At 72.8% G+C, this 22,990-nt stretch carries 23 protein-coding genes; 5 read left to right on the forward strand and 18 right to left on the reverse strand.

From position 1 onward, the window contains the following. Nucleotides 1–6: 6 nt before the first annotated feature. The 14 genes from HEP81_RS18280 to HEP81_RS18340 form a co-directional block, all read right to left on the reverse strand. The gene (locus HEP81_RS18280) at nt 7–1,335 is read right to left on the reverse strand and encodes an acyltransferase family protein (RefSeq protein ID WP_243279471.1); all 1,329 of its coding nucleotides are present in this window, start codon (nt 1,333–1,335) and stop codon (nt 7–9) included. After that, on the reverse strand, nt 1,328–2,284 hold the full coding sequence (locus HEP81_RS41535) for an alpha/beta hydrolase (RefSeq protein ID WP_037658418.1): 957 nt from the start codon (nt 2,282–2,284) through the stop codon (nt 1,328–1,330). The genes HEP81_RS18280 and HEP81_RS41535 overlap by 8 nt, the downstream gene beginning before the upstream one ends. Before the next feature lie 221 nt (nt 2,285–2,505). Next, the gene (locus tag HEP81_RS18285; RefSeq protein ID WP_037658416.1) at nt 2,506–3,381 is read right to left on the reverse strand and encodes an alpha/beta hydrolase; all 876 of its coding nucleotides are present in this window, start codon (nt 3,379–3,381) and stop codon (nt 2,506–2,508) included. Between the two features lie 223 nt (nt 3,382–3,604). Continuing rightward, nucleotides 3,605–4,786, reverse strand: a complete 1,182-nt coding sequence (gene kynU / locus HEP81_RS18290) for a kynureninase (protein ID WP_037658414.1) — start codon at nt 4,784–4,786, stop codon at nt 3,605–3,607. Beyond that, on the reverse strand, nt 4,779–5,624 hold the full coding sequence (locus HEP81_RS18295; RefSeq protein WP_037658412.1) for a tryptophan 2,3-dioxygenase family protein: 846 nt from the start codon (nt 5,622–5,624) through the stop codon (nt 4,779–4,781). The genes kynU and HEP81_RS18295 overlap by 8 nt, the downstream gene beginning before the upstream one ends. A gap of 149 nt (nt 5,625–5,773) precedes the next feature. After that, entirely contained in the window at nt 5,774–6,187 is a 414-nt protein-coding gene (locus tag HEP81_RS18300; RefSeq protein ID WP_037658410.1) for a DUF3151 domain-containing protein, read from the reverse strand. Nucleotides 6,188–6,263: 76 nt separating this feature from the next. Further along, the gene (locus HEP81_RS18305; protein ID WP_037658408.1) at nt 6,264–7,724 is read right to left on the reverse strand and encodes an MFS transporter; all 1,461 of its coding nucleotides are present in this window, start codon (nt 7,722–7,724) and stop codon (nt 6,264–6,266) included. 114 nt (nt 7,725–7,838) lie between these two features. After that, nucleotides 7,839–8,861, reverse strand: a complete 1,023-nt coding sequence (fbaA, locus tag HEP81_RS18310; protein ID WP_037658406.1) for a class II fructose-bisphosphate aldolase — start codon at nt 8,859–8,861, stop codon at nt 7,839–7,841. A 140-nt stretch (nt 8,862–9,001) separates the two neighbouring features. Continuing rightward, the gene (gene pyrE / locus HEP81_RS18315; protein WP_037658405.1) at nt 9,002–9,550 is read right to left on the reverse strand and encodes an orotate phosphoribosyltransferase; all 549 of its coding nucleotides are present in this window, start codon (nt 9,548–9,550) and stop codon (nt 9,002–9,004) included. Between the two features lie 9 nt (nt 9,551–9,559). Then, nucleotides 9,560–10,348 (reverse strand): aldose epimerase family protein, encoded by a 789-nt coding sequence (locus HEP81_RS18320; RefSeq protein ID WP_037658404.1) that lies wholly within the window; start codon nt 10,346–10,348, stop codon nt 9,560–9,562. A 122-nt stretch (nt 10,349–10,470) separates the two neighbouring features. Next, on the reverse strand, nt 10,471–11,280 hold the full coding sequence (locus HEP81_RS18325; protein ID WP_037658402.1) for an SRPBCC family protein: 810 nt from the start codon (nt 11,278–11,280) through the stop codon (nt 10,471–10,473). 58 nt (nt 11,281–11,338) lie between these two features. Continuing rightward, nucleotides 11,339–12,976, reverse strand: a complete 1,638-nt coding sequence (locus HEP81_RS18330; RefSeq protein ID WP_037658400.1) for a polyamine aminopropyltransferase — start codon at nt 12,974–12,976, stop codon at nt 11,339–11,341. Between the two features lie 100 nt (nt 12,977–13,076). After that, on the reverse strand, nt 13,077–13,619 hold the full coding sequence (locus tag HEP81_RS18335; protein ID WP_037658399.1) for a DUF2617 family protein: 543 nt from the start codon (nt 13,617–13,619) through the stop codon (nt 13,077–13,079). A 311-nt stretch (nt 13,620–13,930) separates the two neighbouring features. Beyond that, nucleotides 13,931–14,344, reverse strand: a complete 414-nt coding sequence (locus HEP81_RS18340) for a hypothetical protein (protein ID WP_037658397.1) — start codon at nt 14,342–14,344, stop codon at nt 13,931–13,933. Nucleotides 14,345–14,484: 140 nt separating this feature from the next. Here HEP81_RS18340 and HEP81_RS18345 point away from each other — a divergent pair, with 140 nt between their 5' ends. Then, the gene (locus HEP81_RS18345; RefSeq protein ID WP_037658395.1) at nt 14,485–15,669 is read left to right on the forward strand and encodes a pyridoxal phosphate-dependent aminotransferase; all 1,185 of its coding nucleotides are present in this window, start codon (nt 14,485–14,487) and stop codon (nt 15,667–15,669) included. A gap of 70 nt (nt 15,670–15,739) precedes the next feature. Beyond that, nucleotides 15,740–16,924 carry a glycosyltransferase family protein gene (locus HEP81_RS18350; RefSeq protein ID WP_051850324.1) on the forward strand — a complete coding sequence of 395 codons (1,185 nt, stop codon included), beginning with the start codon at nt 15,740–15,742 and terminating at the stop codon, nt 16,922–16,924. Nucleotides 16,925–16,937: 13 nt separating this feature from the next. On the opposite strand, the gene HEP81_RS18355 is transcribed toward HEP81_RS18350, so the two are convergent. Further along, nucleotides 16,938–17,480 carry a type III secretion system chaperone family protein gene (locus HEP81_RS18355; RefSeq protein ID WP_037658393.1) on the reverse strand — a complete coding sequence of 181 codons (543 nt, stop codon included), beginning with the start codon at nt 17,478–17,480 and terminating at the stop codon, nt 16,938–16,940. Nucleotides 17,481–17,747: 267 nt separating this feature from the next. On the opposite strand from HEP81_RS18355, the gene HEP81_RS18360 reads away from it, so the two are divergent. Then, nucleotides 17,748–17,885, forward strand: coding sequence for a hypothetical protein (locus tag HEP81_RS18360; protein WP_172636897.1), 138 nt, complete (start codon nt 17,748–17,750; stop codon nt 17,883–17,885). A gap of 3 nt (nt 17,886–17,888) precedes the next feature. On the opposite strand, the gene clpB is transcribed toward HEP81_RS18360, so the two are convergent. Then, entirely contained in the window at nt 17,889–20,486 is a 2,598-nt protein-coding gene (clpB, locus tag HEP81_RS18365; RefSeq protein ID WP_037658391.1) for an ATP-dependent chaperone ClpB, read from the reverse strand. A 126-nt stretch (nt 20,487–20,612) separates the two neighbouring features. Between clpB and HEP81_RS18370 the strand changes: the two genes are divergently transcribed. Continuing rightward, the gene (locus HEP81_RS18370; protein ID WP_037658389.1) at nt 20,613–21,026 is read left to right on the forward strand and encodes a pyridoxamine 5'-phosphate oxidase family protein; all 414 of its coding nucleotides are present in this window, start codon (nt 20,613–20,615) and stop codon (nt 21,024–21,026) included. A gap of 181 nt (nt 21,027–21,207) precedes the next feature. Here the strand turns inward: HEP81_RS18370 and HEP81_RS18375 are convergent, their stop codons facing one another. Then, entirely contained in the window at nt 21,208–21,543 is a 336-nt protein-coding gene (locus HEP81_RS18375; protein ID WP_037658388.1) for a Rieske (2Fe-2S) protein, read from the reverse strand. 1 nt (nt 21,544) lies between these two features. Further along, the gene (locus HEP81_RS18380; RefSeq protein WP_037658386.1) at nt 21,545–21,844 is read right to left on the reverse strand and encodes a hypothetical protein; all 300 of its coding nucleotides are present in this window, start codon (nt 21,842–21,844) and stop codon (nt 21,545–21,547) included. An 87-nt stretch (nt 21,845–21,931) separates the two neighbouring features. On the opposite strand from HEP81_RS18380, the gene HEP81_RS18385 reads away from it, so the two are divergent. Then, the gene (locus HEP81_RS18385) at nt 21,932–22,942 is read left to right on the forward strand and encodes a helix-turn-helix transcriptional regulator (protein ID WP_078967499.1); all 1,011 of its coding nucleotides are present in this window, start codon (nt 21,932–21,934) and stop codon (nt 22,940–22,942) included. Nucleotides 22,943–22,990: the final 48 nt, after the last annotated feature.

Raw genomic sequence — 22,990 nt, forward strand, 5'->3', positions numbered from 1 at the left:
TCCACCTTAGACACGGTGACCTCGCGGAACACGGGGGACAGCCCCCGTATCCTCGCCGCCCGCAGCGCCGTTGGCCTGCCCGACGCGCGCGACGCGCCCGCGCCGCCCGGCCTGCCCGCCCCGCCCGACACCCCGGTGCACCCGCACCACCCTGCTGCGCCGCCCCCGCACCCGCCACCCTCGCACACGCCGACGGCCGCCGCCGCCCTGCTCGTACGTCCGGAACGCGCCCCAGCACACCGTGAGGACCAGCGCGAACACCGGGAGCCAGCCGAGCCGGGCGGCGATCCAGGCCGGGCCGTCGGGGACGGTGTGCAGGCCGGGCAGGCGGCCGGCCCAAAGGGTCGCGGCGGTGGTGGTCATCAGGGCGGTCTGGTGCCACAGGAAGATCGTCATCGCGGAGAGGTTGACCGTGGCCACGGCCGCCCACGGCAGCGGGCGGCGCAGCGCGCGGCGCAGCCGGTCGCGCAGCAGCAGCGCCAGGCCGCACTGGGCGAGGCCGAAGGTGACGGCGGCGAGGGTCGGCGGGTCCAGGTTGGAGATCGCCGCGCCGGGCACGCCGACCATGGCGGCCGGGTAGCCCGCCCAGCAGACCAGGCCCACCGTGGCCGTCGTACCGAAGAACAGCAGCACCCGGCCCGCGCGGCGGGTGTCCAGTTCACCGCGGGTCCAGGCGGCGCCCAGGGTGTAGGGGACCAGCCAGCCGGCGGGCAGGTTCGCCCAGCCGAGCCAGGAGGGGCCGAGGTGCAGGCCGAAGCGCAGCACGTCCACATGGAGGACGACGGCGAGCGGCCACAGGGGGTGGAGGCGGGCGACGAGGGGGGTCGCGGCGGTCAGCGCGGCGAGGACCAGCAGGAACCACAGCGGGGACAGGGCGAGTTTGACGAGGGTGTGGACGGTGTCCGCCGGGGCGCCGGTGAGCAGCAGGCCCGCGGTGACCACGGCCCACAGGCAGAGCAGGGCGAGGACCGGACGGGCGAGGCGGCCGAGCCGGGCGCGCAGCCACTGCCCGTATGTCAGACCGCGGGCGCGCGCGGAGGCGAGGCTCTTGGTGGCCACGTGCCCGCCCACCAGGAAGAACACCGCGAGGGTCTGGAAGATCCAGGAGATCGGGGCCAGCCAGGGCATGCGCCCCAGGGGGCTGGCGGTGTACAGCCCGCCGTCGTGCGCGACCAGCGCGGTGACCAGCCAGTGGCCGAGGACGACCCCGAGGATCGCGCACGCCCGCAGGGCGTCGACGGCACGGTCACGGGAGTCGGGCGTGGCCTCGTCGACGCGCCGCGCGCCGTGCCGTACGGCCTGCCACCTCCCCTTCTTCGCAGGGCTGTCAGCCACGGGTGACCTCCGAGGTCTCGCCGCGGGTGATCCGGGCCAGGTTGGCGAGGGAGGCCGAGCCCGGGGTGAAGTAGCCGCTGTGGTCGGCCGGGCCCGCGTCGAAGACCCGGGCGCCGAAGTCCCTGGAGACGGGGTCGGCGCCGAGGCCGACGGTGGCGAGGAGCAGATCGACGCGGACGTGCGGCACATCCGCCACCCAGTCGTCGCCGCCGCGCGCCGCCCAGACCCGGGCGCGGGTGCCGAGGGCGGCCACGTCGCCCGCGCCGGTGCCGGGGCTGCCGACCAGGGCGATGTCGGCCACATCGAGACCGTGCGCGGCACGCCCGCAGACGACGGAGCCGTAGGAGTGGCAGACGACGGAGAGGTGCGAGCCGGGGGCCAGCTCGCGCAACGTCCTGACGAACGACTGGAGTTGTGGCGCGGCTTCGTCGGCTCGGGTGGTGGTGGCGACCGTGGTGCTGACCGTGCTGGGTGTGCGGTAGCCGAGCCAGGCGACGACGGCGGTACGGGGGCCGGGGCCGCGGTTCGCCGCCGCGTAGAGGGCCTCGGCCGCGCGGTGGAAGCGGGGGTAGGTGTCGAGGGAGGTGTCCGAGCCGGGGACCAGTACCGCGATGTGCCCGGCGTGCGCGAGATCGCCGAACACCTCGGAGACCAGGCCCGCGCCCCGCCCGTCGAAGGCCAGCGGCTGACGCCGTGTCGAGCCGATGGCCCGGTCGGCGGCGGCACGGCGGGAGTCGCCGTGGGCGGCCGCCATCCGCGCGGCACGGGTGGCGTCGGCACGGTTGGCGGCGTACGCGGTGGCGAGGCCGGCCGGGGTGAGCGGCGGCAGGGCCGCGGGAGCGGGAGCCGGAACATTCGGCCGGGCGGCCGCGGAGAGCGGGACGGTGAGCGCCGCGGCGAGCAGAGCGGCGACGGCGGTACGACGGGTACGGTGCGCGAGGCGCCCCATGACGGCTTCCTTCCAGCCGTCCCGGCCATCGGGCTTGGCTGGTAAGGAAGTTAGAAAGCGGCGGCCGTCGTCGGCGTCCCGCCGGGGAGCTGTCCTGGGGGGTAGTTCTCAGGTACTACGGGTATGACGGCGTACCTGCGAGGAGGGTACGCCTGTGCTTCGGTGACCCGGACGGTCGACGATCGCGCCGTGCACGTCGTGCTCGCCCCCGAGTTCCCTCGTCACCAGGCCAGTTGCGCGATCTCCTCCGCGACCGTGATACACGCGTCCGCCGCCGGGTCGATCAGGGGGAAGTGGCCCACGTCCGCCAGCAGGGTCAGGCCCACCAGTTCCCCCGCGTTCGCCGCGGCGTCCGCGTAGGACTCGCTGACCGCTTCCGGTACGACGAGGTCGGCGCGGCCCTGCACGAGGGTGGTGGCGATGCCTGTCGGGAGGAGGCGGGCGGGGTCGGCGTACGGCAGGCGCTGCTCGAAGTGGGCGCTGCCGCCGAGGAGTTGGAGGGAGGCGTGCTCGCAGACGGCCAGTCGCTCGGCGACCGTGAAGTCGGCGATCGGGGCGAGGGCGACGACACCGCGCAGGGGGGCGGCCTCGGGCAGCCGCCAGGGAGAGTCGGCGGGCAGGACGTGCCGGGCGGCGGCCCACAGCGCGAGGTGGCCACCGGCGGAGTGGCCGGTGAGGACGGTACGGCGGACATCGGCCCCCGGGAGCGCCGTACGGGCCAGGCCGGGGAGGGCGTCCAGGGCGGCGGCGACGTCCTCGAAGGTGTCGGGCCAGCGGCCCGCGGGCGGGGTGCCGCCCACCGGCTCGGTGTCGCCGCCGCGGCGGTACTCGACGTTGGCCACCGCGAAGCCCCTGCGGGCCAGGAAGTCGGCGAAGGGGGTGACATGCCGGCGGTCGTAACGGGCGCGCCAGGCACCGCCGTGCAGGACGACGACCAGCGGGGCCGGGGCGTCTCCCGCCGTGCGGGGGGCGTAGAAGTCGATCACCTGGTCGGGGTGGGTGCCGTAGGAGGCGGTGGCATCGGGGTCGACCGGGTCGTGCGAGAAGGCCGACTCCTCTTCGGCGGCGGCGCGGGCTGCGGCGGCGTCGTCCGGCATGCTCCAACCTCTCCATGATGCAACGTACTTGGGGGGCGGCGGACCAGGTGGGGGGCGTCGTCGGCCGTTGGCGGGGAACGGTATCAGGCGTGTGACGTGCCGGTACGCGGGGTGGGGGCCGGGCCGGACCGCTCGTTCGCGTCGGCCGGGCTCCCCGGCGGGTGCGACCGGTCCCGCACCCGCCCGCGGCCGATGACCGCGGGCGGATGAGGCTCGGCGGTGACTACCCGAGCACCGCTCCCAGCACCCGCGCCGCCCGCTCCGCCTCCGCGAAGCTCGTGTACAGCGGGGTGAAGCCGAAGCGGAGAACGTCCGGCGGGCGGAAGTCGCCCACCACACCCGCTTCGATCAGCCGCTTCATGACGTCACCGGCGTTCTCGCAGCGCAGGGAGACCTGGCTGCCGCGCTCGCCGTGGGCGGTCGGGGTCACGGACTCGACCCGGTCCCCGGCGTAGTGGGCCACGCACGACAGGAAGAAGTCCGTCAGCGCGAGCGACTTCGCGCGGACCGCGTCGATGCCCACGCCCTCCCAGACCTCCAGCGCCGCCTCCAGCGACAGCATGGAGAGGATGTCCGGCGTACCGACACGGCCGCGCACCGCGCCCGGCGCCGGAGCGTACGAAGGCTGCATCCCGAAGGGCTCGGCATGGGAGTTCCAGCCGGGCAGCGGGGAGTCGAAGCGGGGCTGGAGCTCGCGGCGGACGTACAGGAACGCAGGTGAACCGGGGCCGCCGTTCAGGTACTTGTAGGTGCAGCCGACCGCGAGATCGACCCCGTGCGCGTCGAGCCCCACCGGCAGCGCGCCCGCGCTGTGGCACAGGTCCCAGACCGCGAGCGCGCCCGCGGCATGGATGGCCGCGGTGAGCGAGGGCAGGTCGTGCAGCCGCCCGGTGCGGTAGTCGACATGGTTGAGCAGCACCGCCGCCGTACGGGGCCCGAGCGCGTCCGGCACCTCGGCGGGCGTCACCGCGCGCAGAGTGCGGCCGGTCAGGCGGGCCGCCGACTCGGCGATATAGCCGTCCGTGGGGAACGTGGTGGCGTCGACCAGGATCTCGGTGCGCTCCTCGCCGGCCATCCGTGCCGCGGCCACGACCGCCTTGAACACATTGACGCTGGTGGAGTCGCCGACCACGACCTGCCCCGGCGCCGCCCCGACCAGCGGAGCGATCCGGTCGCCGATCCGCTCGGGCGCGGTCCACCAGCCGCTCTCCTCCCAGGAGCGGATCCGCAGCTCGCCCCACTCGCGGCGCACGACGTCCGCGATCCGGCCCGGGACATGCGCGGGCAGCGCGCCCAGCGAGTTGCCGTCGAGGTAGACGGCATCGTCGAGGAGGAAGCGGGACCGCACCGGCGCCAGCGCGTCCGCCGCGTCCAACTCCTTCGCTTGCAAGGTGAGTTCAGACATAGGAGCGGGCCGTCCACAGCTCGGGGAACACGTTCTTGCGGGCGCGCTTCTCCAGCCAGGCCACCCCGGCGGAGCCGCCGGTGCCGGTCTTGGAGCCCATCGCGCGGCGGGTGGCGACCAGATGGTCGTTGCGCCAGCGCCACACCAGCTCGGCCACGTCGGTCAACGCCTCGCCGAGGCGGACGAGTTCGCCGTCCTGATCACCGGAGTAGATCTCCGTCCAGACCTGTTCGACGGCGGCGACGGGCTCATGGCGCTGGGCGACATCGCGGTCCAGGACCTCGGCCGGGATCGCGTGGCCCCGGCGGGCCAGCAGCCGCAGCACCTCGTCGTAGAGGCTGGGCTCGTGCAGCGCCTTCTCCAGTTCCGCGTGCGCGCGGTGGGCGCCGCGGTGCGGGACGAGCATGGACGCGGACTTCTCGCCGAGCAGGAACTCCAGCCGCCGGTACATCGCCGACTGGAAGCCGGAGCCCTCGCCGAGGGCGGCGCGGTAGGAGTTGAACTGGGCGGGGGTGAGACCGGCGAGCGGGGTCCAGGAGGCGTTCAGGGCCTCCAGCTCGCGCACGGAACGCTTCAGCGCGGCGATCGCCGTGGGCACGTCGTCCGAGCGCAGCGCCTTCGCGGCGGTCTCCCACTCGTGCACCAGCACCGTGAACCACAGCTCCATCACCTGGGTGGTGACCAGGAAGACCATCTCGCCGGGGTCGTCGGAGAGGGTGTGCTGGAGGTGGGTGAGCAGGTCCGCGCGGACGTAGTCCTCGTACGGCGTCGTGCCCGCGAAGTCGAGATGCGGGGTCTCGGGCTCAGCGGCCTCGTGGGGGTGAGCCTGTTGGGACATCGCTGTCTCCTGTGTTGCTACGGGTAGCGGTCCGCCCCTGCCGATGCCGGCACGGGGGCCCCGGTCCCCACTCGCATCCTCCGCAATCACCCCGGGTACGGCAAGGCCCGCCTGTTGCCAGACGGGCCACACAGGTGACACACCGTGTCTCAGCCGAGGGTCGAGGCCGCGGTCGGCGAGGAGTCCTTCAGGAACTGGGCGCAGCGCTCGTACTCCTCCTGCTCGCCGATGGCCTGGGCGGCGCGGGCGAGGGCGTGCAGGGCGCGCAGGAAGCCGCGGTTGGGCTCGTGCTCCCAGGGGACCGGGCCGTGGCCCTTCCAGCCGCTGCGGCGCAGCGAGTCGAGGCCGCGGTGGTAGCCCGTACGGGCGTAGGCGTACGACTCCACGACGGAGCCGCGCTCGAAGGCGTCGTCGGCGAGCTGCGCCCACGCGAGGGAGGAGGTGGGGTGCTGCGCGGCGACGTCCGCCGGCGCGGTGCCCTGGGCCAGCTGCTCACGGGGTTCCGGGTCATCGGGGAGGTGGGTCGGGGGCGGCCCGCCGAGCAGGTTCTCGTGAATGGTCATGGGTCCAGTCTCGCGTACCGGCGTGCGCGTCCGGGAGAACCCCTGGGGTACGGCGGCGAAAACCCCTGGGGGACGGTTACGGACCGGCCCGCTCCCCCTCCAGCGGCGGCGTCGTCAGCGAGCAGTGCGTATGTCGCTCCGGATGCTGGCATCCCGCTGTCGGACGGCCGGTGACCAGGAAGAACGCGAGGACCGAGCCCAGCACCAGGACGCCCGCGCAGATCGGCATGGCCCGGTTGAAGGAGGCGTCGAAGGCCGACGCGGAGCGGTACGCGTCCGGCCCCATCCCGGCCAGCAGCGGCAGCGCCGCCACCGCCACCAGGCCGGCCGCCCGGGCCGCCGCGTTGTTGATGCCGCTGGCGACGCCCGCGCGGGCGGTGTCGACGGAGGCGAGGACCGTGGCGGTGAGGGGGGCGACGAGGGTGACCATGCCGGCGCCCATGACCAGCAGCGCGGGGAGCACATCGGTCAGATAGCTCGCCCCGGGCCCGACGCGCAGCATCAGCAGCATCGCGACCGCGCACAGCAGCGGCCCGACGGTGAGCGGCAGCCGCGGGCCCGTGCGGTCGGACAGCGCGCCGGAGGCGGAGGAGAACAGCAGCATCAGGATGGTCGTCGGCAGCAGCGCCGTCCCCGCGACCAGCGGCGACCAGCCGACCGCCACCTGCAACTGGAGCGCGGTGAGGAAGAAGAAGCCGCCGAAGGCCGCGTACACGCACAGCGTGACCAGGTTGACCGCGGTGAACTGCCGTGAGGCGAAGACGTCCGGCGGCAGCATGGGGTCGGGCCGGTGCCGCTCCACGTACACGAACGCGGCCGCCGCGGCGAGGCCGAGCACCGCGCTCACCACCACCGCCGCCGTACTCTCCCGCGCCTCGATGAGCGCGTACGTCAGCAGCGCGAGCGACAGCGCGCCGAGGACCGCGCCGAGGACGTCGAAACGGCCGTGCGCGTGCTCGTCGGCCGACTCCGGGACATGGCGCAGGGCCACCGGCACGCAGAGCAGGGCGAGCGGCACATTGAGCAGGAACACCCAGCGCCAGCCGGGCCCGGAGACCAGCCAGCCGCCCAGGAAGGGGCCGACCGCAGCGCCGATCCCGCCGAACCCGGACCACAGGCCGACGGCCCGGCTGCGGTCGTCGGGATGGAAGGACGCCTGGATCAGCGCGAGCGAGCCGGGGGTGAGCAGCGCCCCGCCGACGCCCTGGAGGGCGCGCGCCGCGATCAGCAGCACGGAGTTCGGCGCGATGCCGCACAGCAGGGAGGCGGCGGCGAACCAGACCACCCCGAGCACGAAGATCCGCCGGCGGCCGTAGCGGTCGCCGAGGGAGCCGCCGAGCAGGATCAGCCCGGCCAGCGTGACCATGTACGCGTTCACGGTCCACTGGAGGGCGCCGAGGCTCGCGTTCAGATCGCGGCCGATGCGGGGCAGCGCCACATTGACGACGGTCGAGTCCAGCATGGCCATGCTGGAACCGAGCACCGTGGTGAGCAGGATCCACGTACCCCGGGACGAGCCGAGCCGGACTTCGGGCATGCCCCCACATATACAGCGATACGGCGGACCCGGCGGCTCGAAAAGCCGCCAAGTCCGCCGTGGACGCCTTGGACGCCTTGGACGCCGCGAACGCCGTGACCGGCGCCCGAGCGCTTACTTGATCTTGTTGCCCGCGGAGCGCAGGTGCTGCGTGGCCTCCACGACGCGCGCGGCCATGCCCGCCTCGGCCAGCTTGCCCCAGGTGCGCGGGTCGTAGGACTTCTTGTCGCCGACCTCGCCGTCGACCTTCAGGACGCCGTCGTAGTGGGCGAACATGTGGCCGGCGACGGGACGGGTGAAGGCGTACTGGGTGTCGGTGTCCAGGTTCATCTTCACCACGCCGTTCTCCAGCGCGGTGCGGATCTCCTCCTCGCTGGAGCCGGAGCCGCCGTGGAAGACGAAGTCGAACGGGGACTCCTTGCCGAACCGCGCGGCCACACCCTCGTTGAGCTCCTTCAGCAGCTCGGGGCGCAGCACGACGTTGCCCGGCTTGTACACGCCGTGCACATTGCCGAAGGACGCGGCCAGCAGATAGCGGCCCTTCTCGCCGAGGCCGAGCGCCTCCGCCGTACGGATCGCGTCGTCGACCGTGGTGTACAGGGAGTCGTTGATCTCGTGCGAGACGCCGTCCTCCTCACCGCCGGTCGGGGTGATCTCCACCTCCAGGATGATCCGGGCGGCACGGGCCTGCTCCAGCAGCTCCTGCGCGATCTCCAGGTTGTCCGCGAGGGTCTCGGCGGAGCCGTCCCACATGTGCGACTGGAACAGCGGGGTGAGACCGGCTTCGACGCGCTTCTTGGACAGGGCGATCAGCGGACGGACATACCCGTCGAGCTTGTCCTTCGGGCAGTGGTCGGTGTGCAGCGCGATGTTGACCGGGTACTTCTCCGCGACGATGTGCGCGAACTCGGCGAGCGCGACCGCGCCGGTCACCATGTCCTTGCTGTACTGGCCGCCGAGGAACTCGGCGCCCCCGGTCGAGATCTGGACGATGCCGTCGCTCTCCGCCTCCGCGAAGCCGCGCAGCGCGGCGTGCAGGGTCTGGCTGGAGGTGACGTTGATGGCCGGGTAGGCGAACTTGCCTGCCTTCGCCCGGTCGAGCATCTCGGCGTAGACCTCGGGGGTTGCGATGGGCATCTGTCCGCTCCTTGTGTTGCGGGTGGGTTCTGCGTACGGCCCTGACCTAGACCTGGTGGGTGACGTCGTCGTCGGTCCCCCATCCTTCCAGACGGGGGGTGACGCACGCCGCCCCCCCAAGTCCAGGTCAAAGGGGCGTGTCAGTCCAGACCCAGTTCATCCTTCGAGAAGGCGAAACGGTACGGCACCCCCGCGCCGGCCTCGATCTTCTCGGCGGCGCCGGTCGCCCGGTCCACGATGGTCGCGACGGCGACGACCTCGGCACCGGCCTCGCGCACCGCTTCCACGGCGGTCAGCGGGGAACCACCGGTGGTGGAGGTGTCCTCGACCACCACGACCCGGCGGCCCCTGATCTCCGGACCCTCGACCCTGCGCTGCATCCCGTGCGCCTTGGCGGCCTTGCGGACCACGAAGGCGTCCAGCCGGCGCCCGCGCGCGGCGGCCGCGTGCAGCATGGCGGCCGCGACCGGGTCGGCGCCCATGGTGAGCCCGCCCACCGCGTCGAACTCCAGGTCCTCGGTGAGGTCCAGCAGCACCTGGCCGACCAGCGGGGCGGCCTCGCCGTCCAGGGTCACGCGGCGCAGATCGACGTAGTAGTCGGCCTCCAGACCCGAGGAGAGGGTCACCTTGCCGTGCACCACGGCCTTGTCCTTGATCTGCTGAAGCAGCTCAGCGCGTACGTCGCTCATGCGGCCAGCTTAAAGGCGCCGCCAGCTCCAGGTGGTGGTCGCCTCCAGCGGCTCCAGGGGCGTGACCAGGCGCGGGCAGGTGTTCAGCCCGTTGGGCGGCCCGGTCTGGGGCTCCACGCAGACGGCCTCGTCCTGCTCGTCGTAGACCACCGCCCACTCCTCGCGGCTCGCCACCTTCAGCTCCAACAGGCCCGGCCAGGTGAGCGTGACGTCGACGCCGCCGGGCATCCCGAAGCAGTCGTCCCAGGGGCCCGGCTTCGGGTCGATCCGGTTGCCGGTGGGCAGGTGGTCGGCGCCGCGCTCCTCCTGCCAGGCGGGCGTGAAGTCCAGGGCCACGTCCACGCCGTCGAGGCTGCGGTGGAACCAGGGGTGCCAGCCGATCTGCGCCGGGAACGAGTCGTCGTACGTCTCCACGGCCATCGTCAGCGTCAGGCTGTCCTCGGCGAGCGCGACGATCTGGGTGACGCGGCCGGAGTGCGGCCAGGGGTCGGTCAGCTCGTGTGTGATCACCGCCTCGTGCTCGGTGACGCGCGCGGTGCGCCAGGCGCCGTCGCGGGCCGTGCCGTGGATGGCGTGCGGCGGGGAGTTCAGGGGCATCTGGCGGACGACGCCGCCGTCCAGGAACCGCCCGTCGCGGATGCGGCCGGCCCAGGGGACCATCGGGAAGCAGCCGAAGCGGTCGCCCTGCCGCAGCAGTTGGGTGCCGCCGATCCTCAGTCCACCGATGCGGCCGCCGCTCCCGGGCCGCACGATCACCTCCGCGTCGCCCGCGGTCAGCGTGATGTCTTCGTTACTCACGGGACGACAGTACTGGGGTGGTGCGGTCCGATGTACGGCTTCGGTGCGCCGGTGGCTGATCGCGCCCGTGCGGCGGAGCCGCAAATCGGACACGGCCCCGCGCTCCCTCTCGGGGTGCCCGGTCAGCGGCGCCTGCGCAGCGCCCGGCCCACCACGATCGCCGACGCCACCGCCAACGCCGCCGCCGGGGCGGCCCACTTGAGTGCCTGGTTCGCCGAAACGGTCTGCGGGGCGGGTACCGGGGCATAGCGGCCGCGCGGCGGGGCGTGGTCGACCTCCTCCGCGCTGCGGCCGATCATCGTGCGGCGGGCGTGGGCCGCCTCGGCGGGCGGTACGCCGGTGTCGGTGAAGTCGTCCGCGGGGCTCTCCACGCCCTCGGCCGGCTCCCGCGCGCCCTCCTCGGCGCGCTCGTCGTCCGCCTCGGGTTCGAGCGAGGATGGCGGAATCTCGGTGTCGAAGACGGACGCGCGCCCGGCCTCCGGCGCCTCCTCCGCCTCCTTCCCCGGCTCCTTCGCCCGCTCCCCCAGCGCCTCCAGGAACCGGGTCAGCAGCCGGGCCGCCGCCGCGGCGACCGTGTCCGCGGGAAGCTCCGTGATCCGTCCCGAGGCGTCCGCGCCGCCCTCGGCCGTGACCGTCGTACCGCCCTCGGCGTCCGCGAGGCGCAGGGTGAGGGCGAGCTTGACCGCGCCGCCGCCGCGGGCCTCGGTGGCATCGCCCTCGACGGTGTACGTGCCGTCCTCCCGGGCGAGCACCCGCGCGGTGCCGCGATAGGTGACGGAGTGTCCGCCGACCCGCAGTTTGAGGCGTCCGGCGACGGGTGGGGCGCCGGCGTCCTGCTGTAGCCCGGGGACGGCCCGGGCGACGCGCGCGGGGTCGGCGAGTGCCGTGGCGAGACGGTCGGCCGGGACCGGGACGAAGACCTGGTGCTCCATGTCGGCTGAGCCTACCCAGGAGCGGGCGGATCGTACCCTCGCCGGAGCGGGCACCTGCTCAGTACCGCGGATGGATCAGGGTGGAGGCGGGCAGCCCCCCGACCCTGATCCGCTCGGCCGCCCGCCGGTCCGCCGCGAGGCCGGCCGGGGTGAGGGTGACGACGGGGACCGTCGGGTCGAGACGCAGGGGCGGGGGCGCGCGGCCCGCGGCGGCGAGCAGGAAGCCCCAGTCGTGCGGGGCCTCGGGCGCGCCCGCCGAGCGGTCGGGGCCGGCCGGGAAGCCGGGGTCGTGGCCGAGGACGCGGTAGGGGGTGGCGGCGAGTCCGGCCGCGCGCAGGGTCGCGGCGACCGTCCAGAAGACACGCGGGCGGGTGGTGACGGACCCGGCGTGCACGACGAGACGGCCGCCGGGGGCGAGCACCCGGCGGGTGAGGCCGTAGAACTCCTCGGAGTACAGCTTGGTGCTGGCGGTGATGCCGGGGTCGGGGAGGTCGGCGATCACCACGTCGTACGAGGCGCCGGGCGCGGTGCGCAGCCAGCCCAGGGCGTCGGCGGTGGTGAGGTGGACGCGGGGGTCGGCGTAGACATGGCCGTTGGCGGCGGCGAGGCCGAGGTCGCTGCGTGCCAACCGGACGAGCTTCGCGTCGAGTTCGACGATGTCGACGCGGCGCACTCCGGGCCGGCGCAGCACCTCGCGCGCGGCGAGGCCGTCGCCGCCGCCGAGGATCAGCACCCGGGCGTGCGGCCCGGCGAGGGCGGGGTGGACCAGGGCCTCGTGGTAGCGGCGGGCGTCCTGGCCGCCGACGCGCAGCCGGCCGTCGAGGTAGAGGTCGAGAGGGCGGCCGTCGGTGCCCCCCGCGAGGACGACCTCCTGCACCCCGGTCTGCACGGCGACCCGGACGTCCGTGCCGTACACCGCCCGGCGCGCGGCGCGTTCGAAGTCGGCGGAGAGTGCGGCGGCCGAGGCGAGGACGCCGAGGACGGTGAGGCCGACGAGGAGCAGGGACCAGCGGGCGCGGCGGGTCAGATCGCGCCGGAAGAGGCCGAGGACGAGGGCGCCGCCCGCCACGAGGTTGACCGTGCCGGTGAGCAGCGCGCCGGTCAACTGGCCGAAGAACGGCAGGAGTACGAAGGGAAAGGCGAGGCCGCCGACGAGGGCGCCGACGTAGTCCGCGGCGAACAGGTCGGCCACGGCGGTGGGCGCGTCCTGCCGGCGGATGCGCTGGATCAGCTCCATCAGCAGGGGGACCTCGGCGCCGATGAGCAGGCCGATGGCGAGCGAGAAGGCGACCAGCAGGCAGCGCGGGCCCTCGGCCCACAGTCCGCCCCAGCCGCCGGTCCAGGCGAACACCGCGTACAGGGCCATCGCGCTGCACCCGCCCACCAGGGCGAGCAGCGTCTCGACCGCGCCGAAGCCGACGGCGGTGTGCCGGCGCAGCCGTTTGGCGCCGAGCGAGCCGATGCCCATCGCGAACACCATCACGGACAGCACGACGGACGCCTGGGTGACCGAGTCGCCGATCAAGTACGAGGCGAACGCGACGAGTTCGAGCTCGTACACGAGTCCGCAGGCCGCGCAGACGAAGACGCACACGAGGACCAGGAACCGCCCGGTGCCGGGCCGGACGGGCAGCCCGGCGGGGCCGGTCCGGGAGGGCGGGGCGCCCGGGGGCGCGGGGGCGTGCGGTTCGATCACGCTGCGACGTTACGTCACGTGACGGGCACGCTTCGTCACCCACAGGTGTGGATCTGGGGGCGGTCGACCCCATCCGGGTTTATGCGGCGGACATCCCGGACTACGCCGCTTCGGCGTCCTGGCCGGGCCGCCCGCCGCGCGCCCGCGCCCCCACCCGGGTCCGGGTGGCGACGAGTTGACCGTCCTGCGGGTAGGCGTGCCAGGTGCGCCAGTGCACATGGTCCTGGTGCCGCTGGGCCAGCATCGCGGTGAACGCGTGCGGGCTGCCCGGGAAGACGCCCGCGAGTCCGTGCGGGTGCTCGGAGACGAGGGCGAGCAACTCCTGGGCGCGGCCCGCGAAGGAGCCCGGGGTGAGCATCTCGACGCGCGCCGCGAACTCGTACTCCCAGTCGCCGACGCGCTTGGCGACGCCGAGCGGCAGCGGGGTGCTGGAGCCGGGGATGCAGGCCACGGTCTCGGAGCACAGGCCGCGCTCCTCCTCCAGCAGAACCTGGTGGGAGGCGCCGAGCAGTCTCAACTGGAGCTTCGCGCCGGTCAGTTCGAGGTCGAGGGTGGCCAGGGCGGGAAGCGGTTCGCGCCCCAGGGCCCAGGCGAGGTCGGCAGCGCGCGTATCGCTGTAACTGGTGTTCAGGGTCGTGAGCATGGGTCGGCTCCGCTAACACGCAAATGAGGGGAGTTGGCCGTGTCAGCCCAGCCGGCCCGGCCGGTACGAGGCGTCCGCGAGACGTCCTGGGGGCTGCGTTGGCTGCATTGGCGTTTTAGAGGGAATCATGAACAGAGGGGCTGCCACAGCGTTTTTACCCAACTTCGGGGGCATTCCATCCGTCGGGGGGCCCACAGCTCAACTGTTCCACCACGGCGCACGCCGGCGCGGGCCCAATGTCCCGCACCCCTCACCCCGGCAGCCTCTCCCCACCCCGCCCCAACACCCCGACCCACCAGCTCACCACCCCCTCAGCTGCTCCCGCAGCCACCGCCTCCGCCGCAGGACGAGCCGCCGCCGCACGAGGAGTGGCCGCCACCGCAGGAGTGTCCCGAGTGGCCCCCGCCGCAGGAGGAGTGGCCGCCGTGGTGACCGCCGTGGCTTCCGTGGTGGCCGCCCGAGGAGGACCCGGTGTCCCCGGCCCACCAGCTGTTGCCCGGGTCGCCGGTGCTGTTCGCCGACGACGAGGAGCCGGAGGTGCCGCTTCCGCCCCACCGGCCGCCGCCCCCGGCCGCGCCCCCGCCGAACATCGCCGACGAGCCCGACCCCCGCCCGCCGCGCCCGCCCCGCCGGGCCGCCCCGCCCCTGCCGCGTCTGCCGGACACCCGCGCGACGACGACGAACAGGACGAACACTCCCACCAGCCCGATGACGAACGGATCCATGGCGCCACCCTCTTCCGGTCCCCCGAAGCCGCCCCCCGTGGGCGCCTCGTTCCTTCCCGCGCCGTGCGCGGTGCCCCGGAGATGCCCGCCCGGGGCGAGCGCCAAAGCGGAGTTGAGGAACTCCAGAGCTTGGGCGCAGGATGGCCGCCATGACCTCCACCGCGCGCCCCCTCCTCAACCGCAGGCTCGCCGAGTTCGGTACGACGATCTTCGCGGAGATGTCCGCCCTCGCCGTCGCCACCGGGTCGATCAACCTGGGCCAGGGCTTCCCCGACACCGACGGCCCCGAGGAGGTCAGGGAGGCCGCCGTACGGGCGCTGCGCGACGGGCGCGGCAACCAGTACCCGCCGGGCCCCGGCGTCCCCGAGCTGCGCACCGCGATCGCCGCGCACCAGCAGCGCCGGTACGGCCTGTCGTACGACCCCGACACCGAGGTGCTGGTGACGGCGGGGGCCACCGAGGCCATCGCGGCCGCCCTGCTCGCGCTGCTGGAGCCGGGCGACGAGGTGGTGGCCCTGGAGCCGTACTACGACTCCTACGCGGCGAGCATCGCGCTGGCGGGCGGCCGCCGGGTGCCGGTGACCCTGCGCCCGCACGAGGGCAGCTTCCGGCTCGACCTGGACGAGCTGCGCGCCGCCGTCACCGACCGCACCCGGCTGCTGCTGATCAACACCCCGCACAACCCCACCGGTACCGTCCTCACCCGCGCCGAGCTGGCCGCGATCGCCGAGCTCGCGGTGGAGCGGGACCTGCTGGTGGTGACGGACGAGGTGTACGAGCACCTGGTGTTCGACGCCGCCGAGCACCTGCCCCTCGCCTCCTTCCCCGGGATGCGCGAGCGCACGGTGACCATCGGCTCGGCCGGCAAGACGTTCTCGTTCACCGGCTGGAAGGTCGGCTGGGTGACGGCCGCGCCCGCCCTGGTCAGCGCGGTCCGCGCGGCCAAGCAGTTCCTCACCTACGTCTCCTCGGGCCCCTTCCAGTACGCGGTGGCCGAGGCCCTCGCCCTGCCCGAGTCCTACTACGACGACTTCCGCCGCTCGATGCGGGAGCGCCGGGACATCCTGTCGGCGGGGCTCACGGCGGCGGGCTTCGAGGTGTTCGAGCCGGCGGGCACCTACTTCATCACCACCGACATCCGCCCCCTCGGCGAGAAGGACGGCTTCGCCTTCTGCCGCGCCCTGCCCGAACGCGCCGGTGTCGTCGCCATCCCGAACGCGGTCTTCTACGACGACCGCGAGGCGGGCGCCCCCTTCGTGCGGTTCGCGTTCTGCAAGCGCGAGGACGTGCTGCGCGAGGCGGCGGAGCGCCTGCGGGCCATGTGAGGGACGGTTCGCCGCCGGTTGGCCGCGCCCTGCTCGCATCCGGCGGCGGATCCTTGCACAGTGCGGAACTGTGACCCATGCCGGCACCGTCCTCTCCCCGCCCGTCACCGCACCCGAACCCGCGCCCGGGGAACGCGCCCGCTTCTCCCTGCTCAGGGCCAGCGGCGTAGCCGTAGGTCTGTTCCTCGGCGCGCGGCTCGCCGGTGCCGCCGTCCTCGCCCTGCTCGCCGAGGCCGCGGGCCGGCCGGTCCTGGCCCTGCTGGGCCGCTCCTGGGACTCGGTCTGGTACCTGGGCATCGCGGCGCACGGGTACGGCCATGCCCTGGGCCGGCACGGCTACAGCGATCTGGCGTTCTTCCCGCTGTACCCGGCGCTGGTGCGGGCGGTGAGCGAGGTGAGCACGCTCGGCGGGGGCGCGGCCGGGCTGCTGGTGTCCTGGTCGGCGGCGCTGGTGGCCGCGGCGGGCCTGTACGCGGTCGGGACGCTGCTGTACGGGCGGCCGGTGGGGATCGCGCTGGTGCTGCTGTGGGGGCTGCTGCCGCACTCGGTGGTGCTGTCGATGGCGTACACCGAGCCGGTGCTCGCCGCGTGCGCGGCCTGGTCGCTGTACGCGGTGCTGACCGGGCGCTGGCTGTGGGCGGGGTCCCTGGCGGCGCTCGCGGGGCTGGCCCGTCCGAACGGGTTCGCGGTGGCCGCCGCCGTGCTCGCCGCAGCGGCCTGCGAGGTGTGGCGGCGGCGCGGCCGGGTTTCCCACAGGCTGTGGACGGGCGCGGCGCTCGCCCCGCTCGGCTGGACCGCGTTCCTGCTGTGGGTGGGCCGGCGCCGGGGCGATCTGCTGGGCGGCTATTTCGCCGTCCAGGCGCGCTGGGGCTCCCGGTTCGACCTCGGGCGCGGCTCACTGCGCTTCGTGCGCGCCCTGCTGCTGCACGGCGGCCGGGTGGTGTTCCCCATGGCGCTGCTGCTGGTGGCCGTGGGCGTGGTGCTCTTCGTGCTGCTGGCGCTCGACCGGCCGCCGCTGCCGCTGCTGGTCTACAGCGGGGTGCTGCTGCTGGTCGTGCTCGGCGGTTCGGGCATCTTCGAGTCCAAGCCGCGCTTCCTGCTGCCGGCCTTCCCGCTGCTGCTGCCGCCGGCCCGCGCGCTGGTGCGCACGGCGAAAGCCCGGCCCTGGCACGCGGCCGTACTGGTCGCGTCCCTGGCCGGGCTGTCGTACCTCTACGGCGCGTACCTGCTGGTGCTGGGGAACGCGCCGCTGTAGCGGAGAGGGCCGGTCACTCGCCGGAGTCGGCCTCGCCGTCCTGCGGCTTGTCCGTGCCGTCGACATCCTCCTCCAGGCCCAGCTGCTCGACCAGCCACTTGTCGAACTCGATCGCGGCGCGCACCCAGCTGACCGTGGACGAGACGAAGTGGTTGAGGTCGACGCCGGTGCCGATCAGCATCTGGGCCTCGCCGATGAGGCGGACCGTGCCGTCGTCGTGCGTGTGGGTGTAGACCTTGGGCCACAGGGTGCGGCGGTTCCAGTCGTCGACCGATTCGAGGAGCTGGGCCTTGTCCTCGATCTGGTGCGGGCGGTCGTAGAAGGTCCGCACCGAGAAGACCGCGTGCTCGTCCTCCCCGCGGAACATGAAGTAGGTGCGGAACTGCTCCCAGGGCGCCGCGAGGTCGCCCTCCTCGTCGATGACGTACTTCAGCTCCATCTGTTCCAGGAGCTGCTTCACGAGGTCCTGATCCGGGAGGACGGGGCCGCCCGGTCCCTGGGGCTGCGGCTCGGGCTGGCCCCCGAAGTTCGGAATCGAGGACGGGTCGATGCTCACCGTGTTTTTCCCTTCGTACGGATCCCGCCATCCTCCCCCATGCGGGGAGGGGGGTGGCAAGCCCTGGCGGGCCCTGTCAGCCTTTGGCTGACATGATCCAGTGCCCGGACGGCGGGCCGGTGAACACACGGCGGCCGATATGGCGGGCCGGGGACGCGGCAGACGGGTGCTGCCGGGGGCCGCGCTTGCGGTCCCGGAGCAGGTGCCGTGCGCCGAGGCGCTTGAGTTCGGCGGCGGAAAACTGCCGCAGGGCGCGTACGGCACCCGGTGCACCGTGCAGAGCCGGCTGGACACGTCGAGGCGGCGGGGCCACCGGCGGGCGCGGGCGCCGACGCGGTGACGGTGAACGTGACGTACGAGGGCCCGGACCGAGCCCTCGTACGGTTCAGCGCGTTCACCGGGTGAGCGTCAGAGCGTCTTGCCCGTCGGCGGGCCGACCAGCAGGCCCTCGCCGAAGCGGTCCACGCGGACCGTGTCGCCGTCCTTGATCTCGCCGGACAGGATCTCCCGGGCGAGCCGGTCGCCGATGGCGGTCTGCACCAGGCGGCGCAGCGGCCGGGCGCCGTACGCCGGGTCCATCCCCTCCTCCGCGAGCCAGGCCAGCGCCTCGGGCGTGACGTCCAGGGTGAGCCGGCGCTCGGCGAGCCGCCGGCCCAGCCGCTCGATCTGCAACCCCGCGATCCGCTCCAGCTCGGGCTTGGTCAGCGCGGAGAACACCACCAGGTCGTCCAGGCGGTTGAGGAACTCCGGCTTGAAGGACGACCGTACGACCTCCAGCACCTGCTCCCTCTTCTCCTCCTCGCTCGCGACCGGGTCGACCAGGAACTGGCTGCCCAGGTTGGAGGTGAGCACCAGGATGGTGTTGCGGAAGTCGACGGTGCGGCCCTGGCCGTCGGTCAGACGGCCGTCGTCCAGCACCTGGAGCAGGATGTCGAAGACCTCCGGGTGGGCCTTCTCCACCTCGTCCAGGAGGACCACGGTGTACGGGCGCCTGCGCACCGCCTCGGTCAGCTGGCCGCCCTCCTCGTAGCCGACGTACCCGGGGGGCGCGCCGACCAGCCGGGCCACGCTGTGCTTCTCGCCGTACTCCGACATGTCGATGCGGACCATGGCCCGCTCGTCGTCGAAGAGGAAGTCCGCGAGGGCCTTGGCGAGTTCGGTCTTGCCGACGCCGGTGGGGCCGAGGAAGAGGAACGATCCGGTGGGCCGGTCGGGGTCGGCGATACCGGCCCGGGAGCGCCGTACCGCGTCGCTGACCGCGCGCACGGCCTCGCCCTGGCCGATGAGCCGCCTGCCCAGCTCGTCCTCCATGCGCAGCAGCTTCTGGGTCTCGCCCTCCAGCAGCCGGCCGGCCGGGATTCCGGTCCAGGCCCCGACGACGTCGGCGATGTCGTCGGCGCCGACCTCCTCCTTGACCATGGTGTCCTTCGCGGCCTCCTCCTCGGCCTCGGAGGCGGCCTCCAGCTCCTTCTCCAGCTGCGGGATCTCGCCGTAGAGCAGCTTGGCGGCCTTGTCGAAGTCGCCGTCGCGCTGGGCGCGTTCGGCCTGGCCGCGCAGATCGTCCAGCCGCTCCTTGAGTTCACCGACCCGGTTGAGGGACTGCTTCTCCTTCTCCCAGCGGGCGGTCAGGCCCCGCAACTCCTCCTCGCGGTCGGCGAGATCGCGGCGCAGCTTCTCCAGCCGGGCCAGCGAGGCGGGGTCGGTCTCCTTGCCGATCGCCAGCTCCTCCATCTTCAACCGGTCCACGGAGCGCTGGAGTTCGTCGATCTCCACCGGCGAGGAGTCGATCTCCATGCGCAGCCGGGAGGCCGCCTCGTCCACCAGGTCGATGGCCTTGTCGGGCAGGAAGCGGGAGGTGATGTAGCGGTCGGAGAGGGTGGCCGCGGCGACCAGGGCGCTGTCCGCGATCTGCACCTTGTGGTGCGCCTCGTAGCGGCCCTTGAGGCCGCGCAGGATCGCGATGGTGTCCTCGACGGTCGGCTCGGCGACCAGCACCTGCTGGAAGCGGCGCTCCAGGGCGGGGTCCTTCTCGATCCGCTCCCGGTACTCGTCCAGCGTGGTGGCGCCGACCATGCGCAGCTCACCGCGGGCGAGCATGGGCTTGAGCATGTTGCCCGCGTCCATCGCGGAGTCGCCGCCCGCGCCCGCGCCGACGACCGTGTGCAGCTCGTCGATGAAGGTGATGATCTGCCCGTCGGAGTCCTTGATCTCGGCGAGGACGGCCTTGAGGCGCTCCTCGAACTCGCCGCGGTACTTGGCGCCCGCCACCATCGCGCCGAGGTCCAGCGAGACCAGCCGCTTGTCCTTCAGCGACTCGGGCACATCGCCCTTGACGATCCGCTGCGCGAGCCCCTCCACGACGGCGGTCTTGCCGACGCCCGGCTCGCCGATCAGGACCGGGTTGTTCTTCGTACGACGGCTCAGCACCTGCACGACCCGCCGGATCTCCTGGTCCCGTCCGATGACCGGGTCGAGCCGGCCCTCGCGGGCGGCGGCGGTGAAGTCGGTGCCGAACTTCTCCAGGGCCTTGTACTGGCCCTCCGGGTCGGCGGTGGTCACGCGGCGTCCTCCCCTGGCCTTCTTGAAGGCCTCCAGCAACTTCTTCGCCTCGGCGCCCTCGCGCCGCAGCAGCTCACCGGCGGCTCCGCCCTTGGCGGCGATGCCGATCAGCAGGTGTTCGGTGGACAGGTACTCGTCGTCCAGGTCCTTGGCCCGCTCGCCCGCGTCCGCGATCACGGCCAGCAGATCACGGCTCGGCTGCGGGGGCGCGACGGTGGAGCCGGCCACGCTGGGCAGCGCGGCGAGGAGCTTCTCGGCGCCCGCGCGGACGGCCGCCTGGTCGGCGTCGACGGCGGCGAGCAGGTCGGTGATGTTCTCGTTCTCCTGCCCCGCAAGCAGCGCCAGCAGCAGATGCGCGGGGGTCAGGTCCGGGTGCCCCTCGGTCACGGCCCGGGTGCTGGCCGCGTTGATCGCGTCCCGGCTCTTGTTGGTCAGCTCGGCGTCCACGTGTGCGTTCTCCTCCTAGACGTACCTCAGCCCTGCATCCCTCTGCTGACTTAACCAGCGTACATAAAGTTGAGTCTATTCCACTCAAGGCTGCTCACGCACCGGTCTACGGCTAGGTTTCCGGGCATGGCGAACCATTCCGTGGATCCGGGTTCCCCGGACGAGGCGTATCTCGGCTTCTGGCGCGAGCGGCATCTGTGCACACTGACGACCATCCGCCCGGACGGCAGTCCGCACGTGGTGCCGGTCGGGGTGACGTACGACCCCGAGGCGCGCCTTGCCCGGGTCATCTGCAACGGGGCCAGCGCGAAGGCGGCCCATGTCCGCGCCGCCGGCCCCGAGGGCGCCCTCGCCGCCGTCTGCCAGGTCGACGGGCGCCGCTGGGCCACGCTGGAGGGGCGGGCGCACCTGTCCACGGACCCGGACCGGATCAGGGAGGCGGAGCGCCGCTACGCCGAGCGCTACACCCGCGAGCCCGCGCCGAACCCGGCCCGTGTGGTGATCGAGATCTCACTGGAGAGGGCGCTGGGGCGGGGGTGAACGGTATGTGGAGGTCGAGTGACGCCACGGCGGTCGTGTTCGATTCGTTTCGGCCACTGTGGGAGTTGGGGCATACCCCGAAATGTCGCCACGAACAACAGCGGCGTCACCGTGTTCAGGTCACGGTGACGCCGCTGCGGGGGGAAGCGCCTGAGCGATCTTTTACGACGGGGGAATCGCGTCAGGCACTGCGGGGGGTGGCCGAGATGGTTCTCAGGTCGGACTCCACCGGCTCGGTGAGCCGGTGATCCCGCTGGTCCAGGTTCACAAAGATCATTCCGTACCGTATGGCACACCGCACCGGCTGAGGCGCCCCACGCGGCTTGCGCAGGCACCGGTAGGCCCGGACGTCCTCCTCGTCGTCGCGCGTGACGACGACCGGCTCACCGAAGACGGTCACCATCAGCGAGTCCCCCGGGTGGGGAATCGCGGTCACCAGATCGATGAAGTGCCAGCCGGAACGGTAGGCGGTGACCATCTCACGGCGGAAGGAGCGGTCGTCGGGTGGCGTGGTCACATCAGCTCCCGGCTACCGAAGGCCACTTGGTGTCCGTCGGCCACTTGGTGTCCGCGGGCACGGCGTTCGTCACGCCGGCCGCCGCCACCGAGGGCCACTTGGTGTCACCGGGCCACTTCGTGTCCGCGCGCACCACGCTGCCCGCGTCGAGCGTGGCCACCGAGGGCCACTTCGTGTCTGCGCGCAGATCACTCTTCGCACCGAAGGGGCCACTCAGCACTCCAAGGGCCACAACGGCGGAGAAGGTGGCGACCAGCCCCGAGCGAATCATCTTCTTGCCCATGGTCGACTTCGTCCTCACTTGAAGGTCCCCTTCTTCCCCCGTCGGATAAGACGATGGCTCATTCGGGCACATCATGACCACACAATCAGTGCATCATGTTCCTGCATGTTCAGGACCCTGGGGGGTGGAGATTTGACTTCAAATCGGCACAATACGGTACATCCCCATGCGGTCACCGAACTGTGCGAGGAAGGGGGCCGACTTTACGCCAACGCCCTGCGTACCGGACGGGTCTCCCGTGCCGACGTGATATCGGCTCCCTGCTTGATGGAGTTCGCCCTGCTCCACCCGGATCCGGACGACCCCGACTGGCTGCGCCCGGTGCCCCCGGCCGTGGCGCTGGCCCAACGGCTCTCGCCGCTCGAACGCGAGATAGCAGATCGCCGGCGCTGGGCCGTCGAACTCTCCGACATTTTCGAGCCGTTCCTCGCGCTGAGCACCCAGACGGCCTCGATGACCGACTCGATCACCGTGCTGGAGGGCAGCGACCGCATCAACGCCGCGCTCGACCTGGCCACCACCGAATGCCGTTCCTCGGTGCTCACCGTCCAACCGAGCAACCACTTCACCGAGCGCAACGTACGCCAGGGCCTGGAGCGCGACACCGCCCTGGTGGAACGGGGCGTGCACATCCGCACCCTCTACCAGCACACGGTCCGCTACAACCTCAAGCAGATCGGTTACGTCGCCCAGCTCACCAGCGGCAAGGTGGAGTACCGCACCATCGACGAACTGGTCGAACGGCTCATCATCTGCGACGAGTCGGTCGCCTTCATCCCCACCCGCGACGACCAGCAGGTGGCCCTGGAACTGCGCAACCCCGGGCTCATCCGCTACCTCATCAAGGTGTTCGAGTTCATGTGGAACCGCGCGGTACCACTGACCGCGGGCGCCCCGTACGAGACCGCGCCCGACGGCATCACCGAGATCCAGCACTCCATCGCCAAGCTGCTGGTGGAGGGTCATGTGGACGAGGCCATCGCGCGCCGGCTCGGGATGAACGTACGCACCTGCCGCGCCCATATCGCCCGGCTCGCCCAGGCGCTCGGCAGCGGCAGCCGGGCTCAACTGGGCTTCCTCATCGCCCAGTCCGGCATGCTGGACCGGGACCTCTGAGCCGATGACCGCGGCACAGCCGCACCCGCGACACGGCGTCGAGGAGCT

Source organism: Streptomyces griseofuscus (genome assembly GCF_014673495.1).
Taxonomy (GTDB): Bacteria; Actinomycetota; Actinomycetes; order Streptomycetales; family Streptomycetaceae; genus Streptomyces; species Streptomyces murinus.

What these genes read in the sequence shown, in the direction of transcription:
- HEP81_RS18385 (WP_078967499.1), top strand. Translation starts at nt 21,932, where the DNA reads ATGTTCAGGACCCTGGGGGGTGGAGATTTGACTTCAAATCGGCACAAT.
- fbaA (WP_037658406.1), bottom strand. Translation starts at nt 8,861, where the DNA reads ATGCCCATCGCAACCCCCGAGGTCTACGCCGAGATGCTCGACCGGGCG.
- HEP81_RS41535 (WP_037658418.1), bottom strand. Translation starts at nt 2,284, where the DNA reads ATGGGGCGCCTCGCGCACCGTACCCGTCGTACCGCCGTCGCCGCTCTG.
- pyrE (WP_037658405.1), bottom strand. Translation starts at nt 9,550, where the DNA reads ATGAGCGACGTACGCGCTGAGCTGCTTCAGCAGATCAAGGACAAGGCC.
- HEP81_RS18305 (WP_037658408.1), bottom strand. Translation starts at nt 7,724, where the DNA reads ATGCCCGAAGTCCGGCTCGGCTCGTCCCGGGGTACGTGGATCCTGCTC.
- kynU (WP_037658414.1), bottom strand. Translation starts at nt 4,786, where the DNA reads ATGTCTGAACTCACCTTGCAAGCGAAGGAGTTGGACGCGGCGGACGCG.
- HEP81_RS18340 (WP_037658397.1), bottom strand. Translation starts at nt 14,344, where the DNA reads ATGGATCCGTTCGTCATCGGGCTGGTGGGAGTGTTCGTCCTGTTCGTC.
- HEP81_RS18335 (WP_037658399.1), bottom strand. Translation starts at nt 13,619, where the DNA reads ATGCTCACGACCCTGAACACCAGTTACAGCGATACGCGCGCTGCCGAC.
- HEP81_RS18325 (WP_037658402.1), bottom strand. Translation starts at nt 11,280, where the DNA reads ATGGAGCACCAGGTCTTCGTCCCGGTCCCGGCCGACCGTCTCGCCACG.
- HEP81_RS18295 (WP_037658412.1), bottom strand. Translation starts at nt 5,624, where the DNA reads ATGTCCCAACAGGCTCACCCCCACGAGGCCGCTGAGCCCGAGACCCCG.
- HEP81_RS18285 (WP_037658416.1), bottom strand. Translation starts at nt 3,381, where the DNA reads ATGCCGGACGACGCCGCCGCAGCCCGCGCCGCCGCCGAAGAGGAGTCG.
- HEP81_RS18370 (WP_037658389.1), top strand. Translation starts at nt 20,613, where the DNA reads ATGGCGAACCATTCCGTGGATCCGGGTTCCCCGGACGAGGCGTATCTC.
- HEP81_RS18300 (WP_037658410.1), bottom strand. Translation starts at nt 6,187, where the DNA reads ATGACCATTCACGAGAACCTGCTCGGCGGGCCGCCCCCGACCCACCTC.
- HEP81_RS18345 (WP_037658395.1), top strand. Translation starts at nt 14,485, where the DNA reads ATGGCCGCCATGACCTCCACCGCGCGCCCCCTCCTCAACCGCAGGCTC.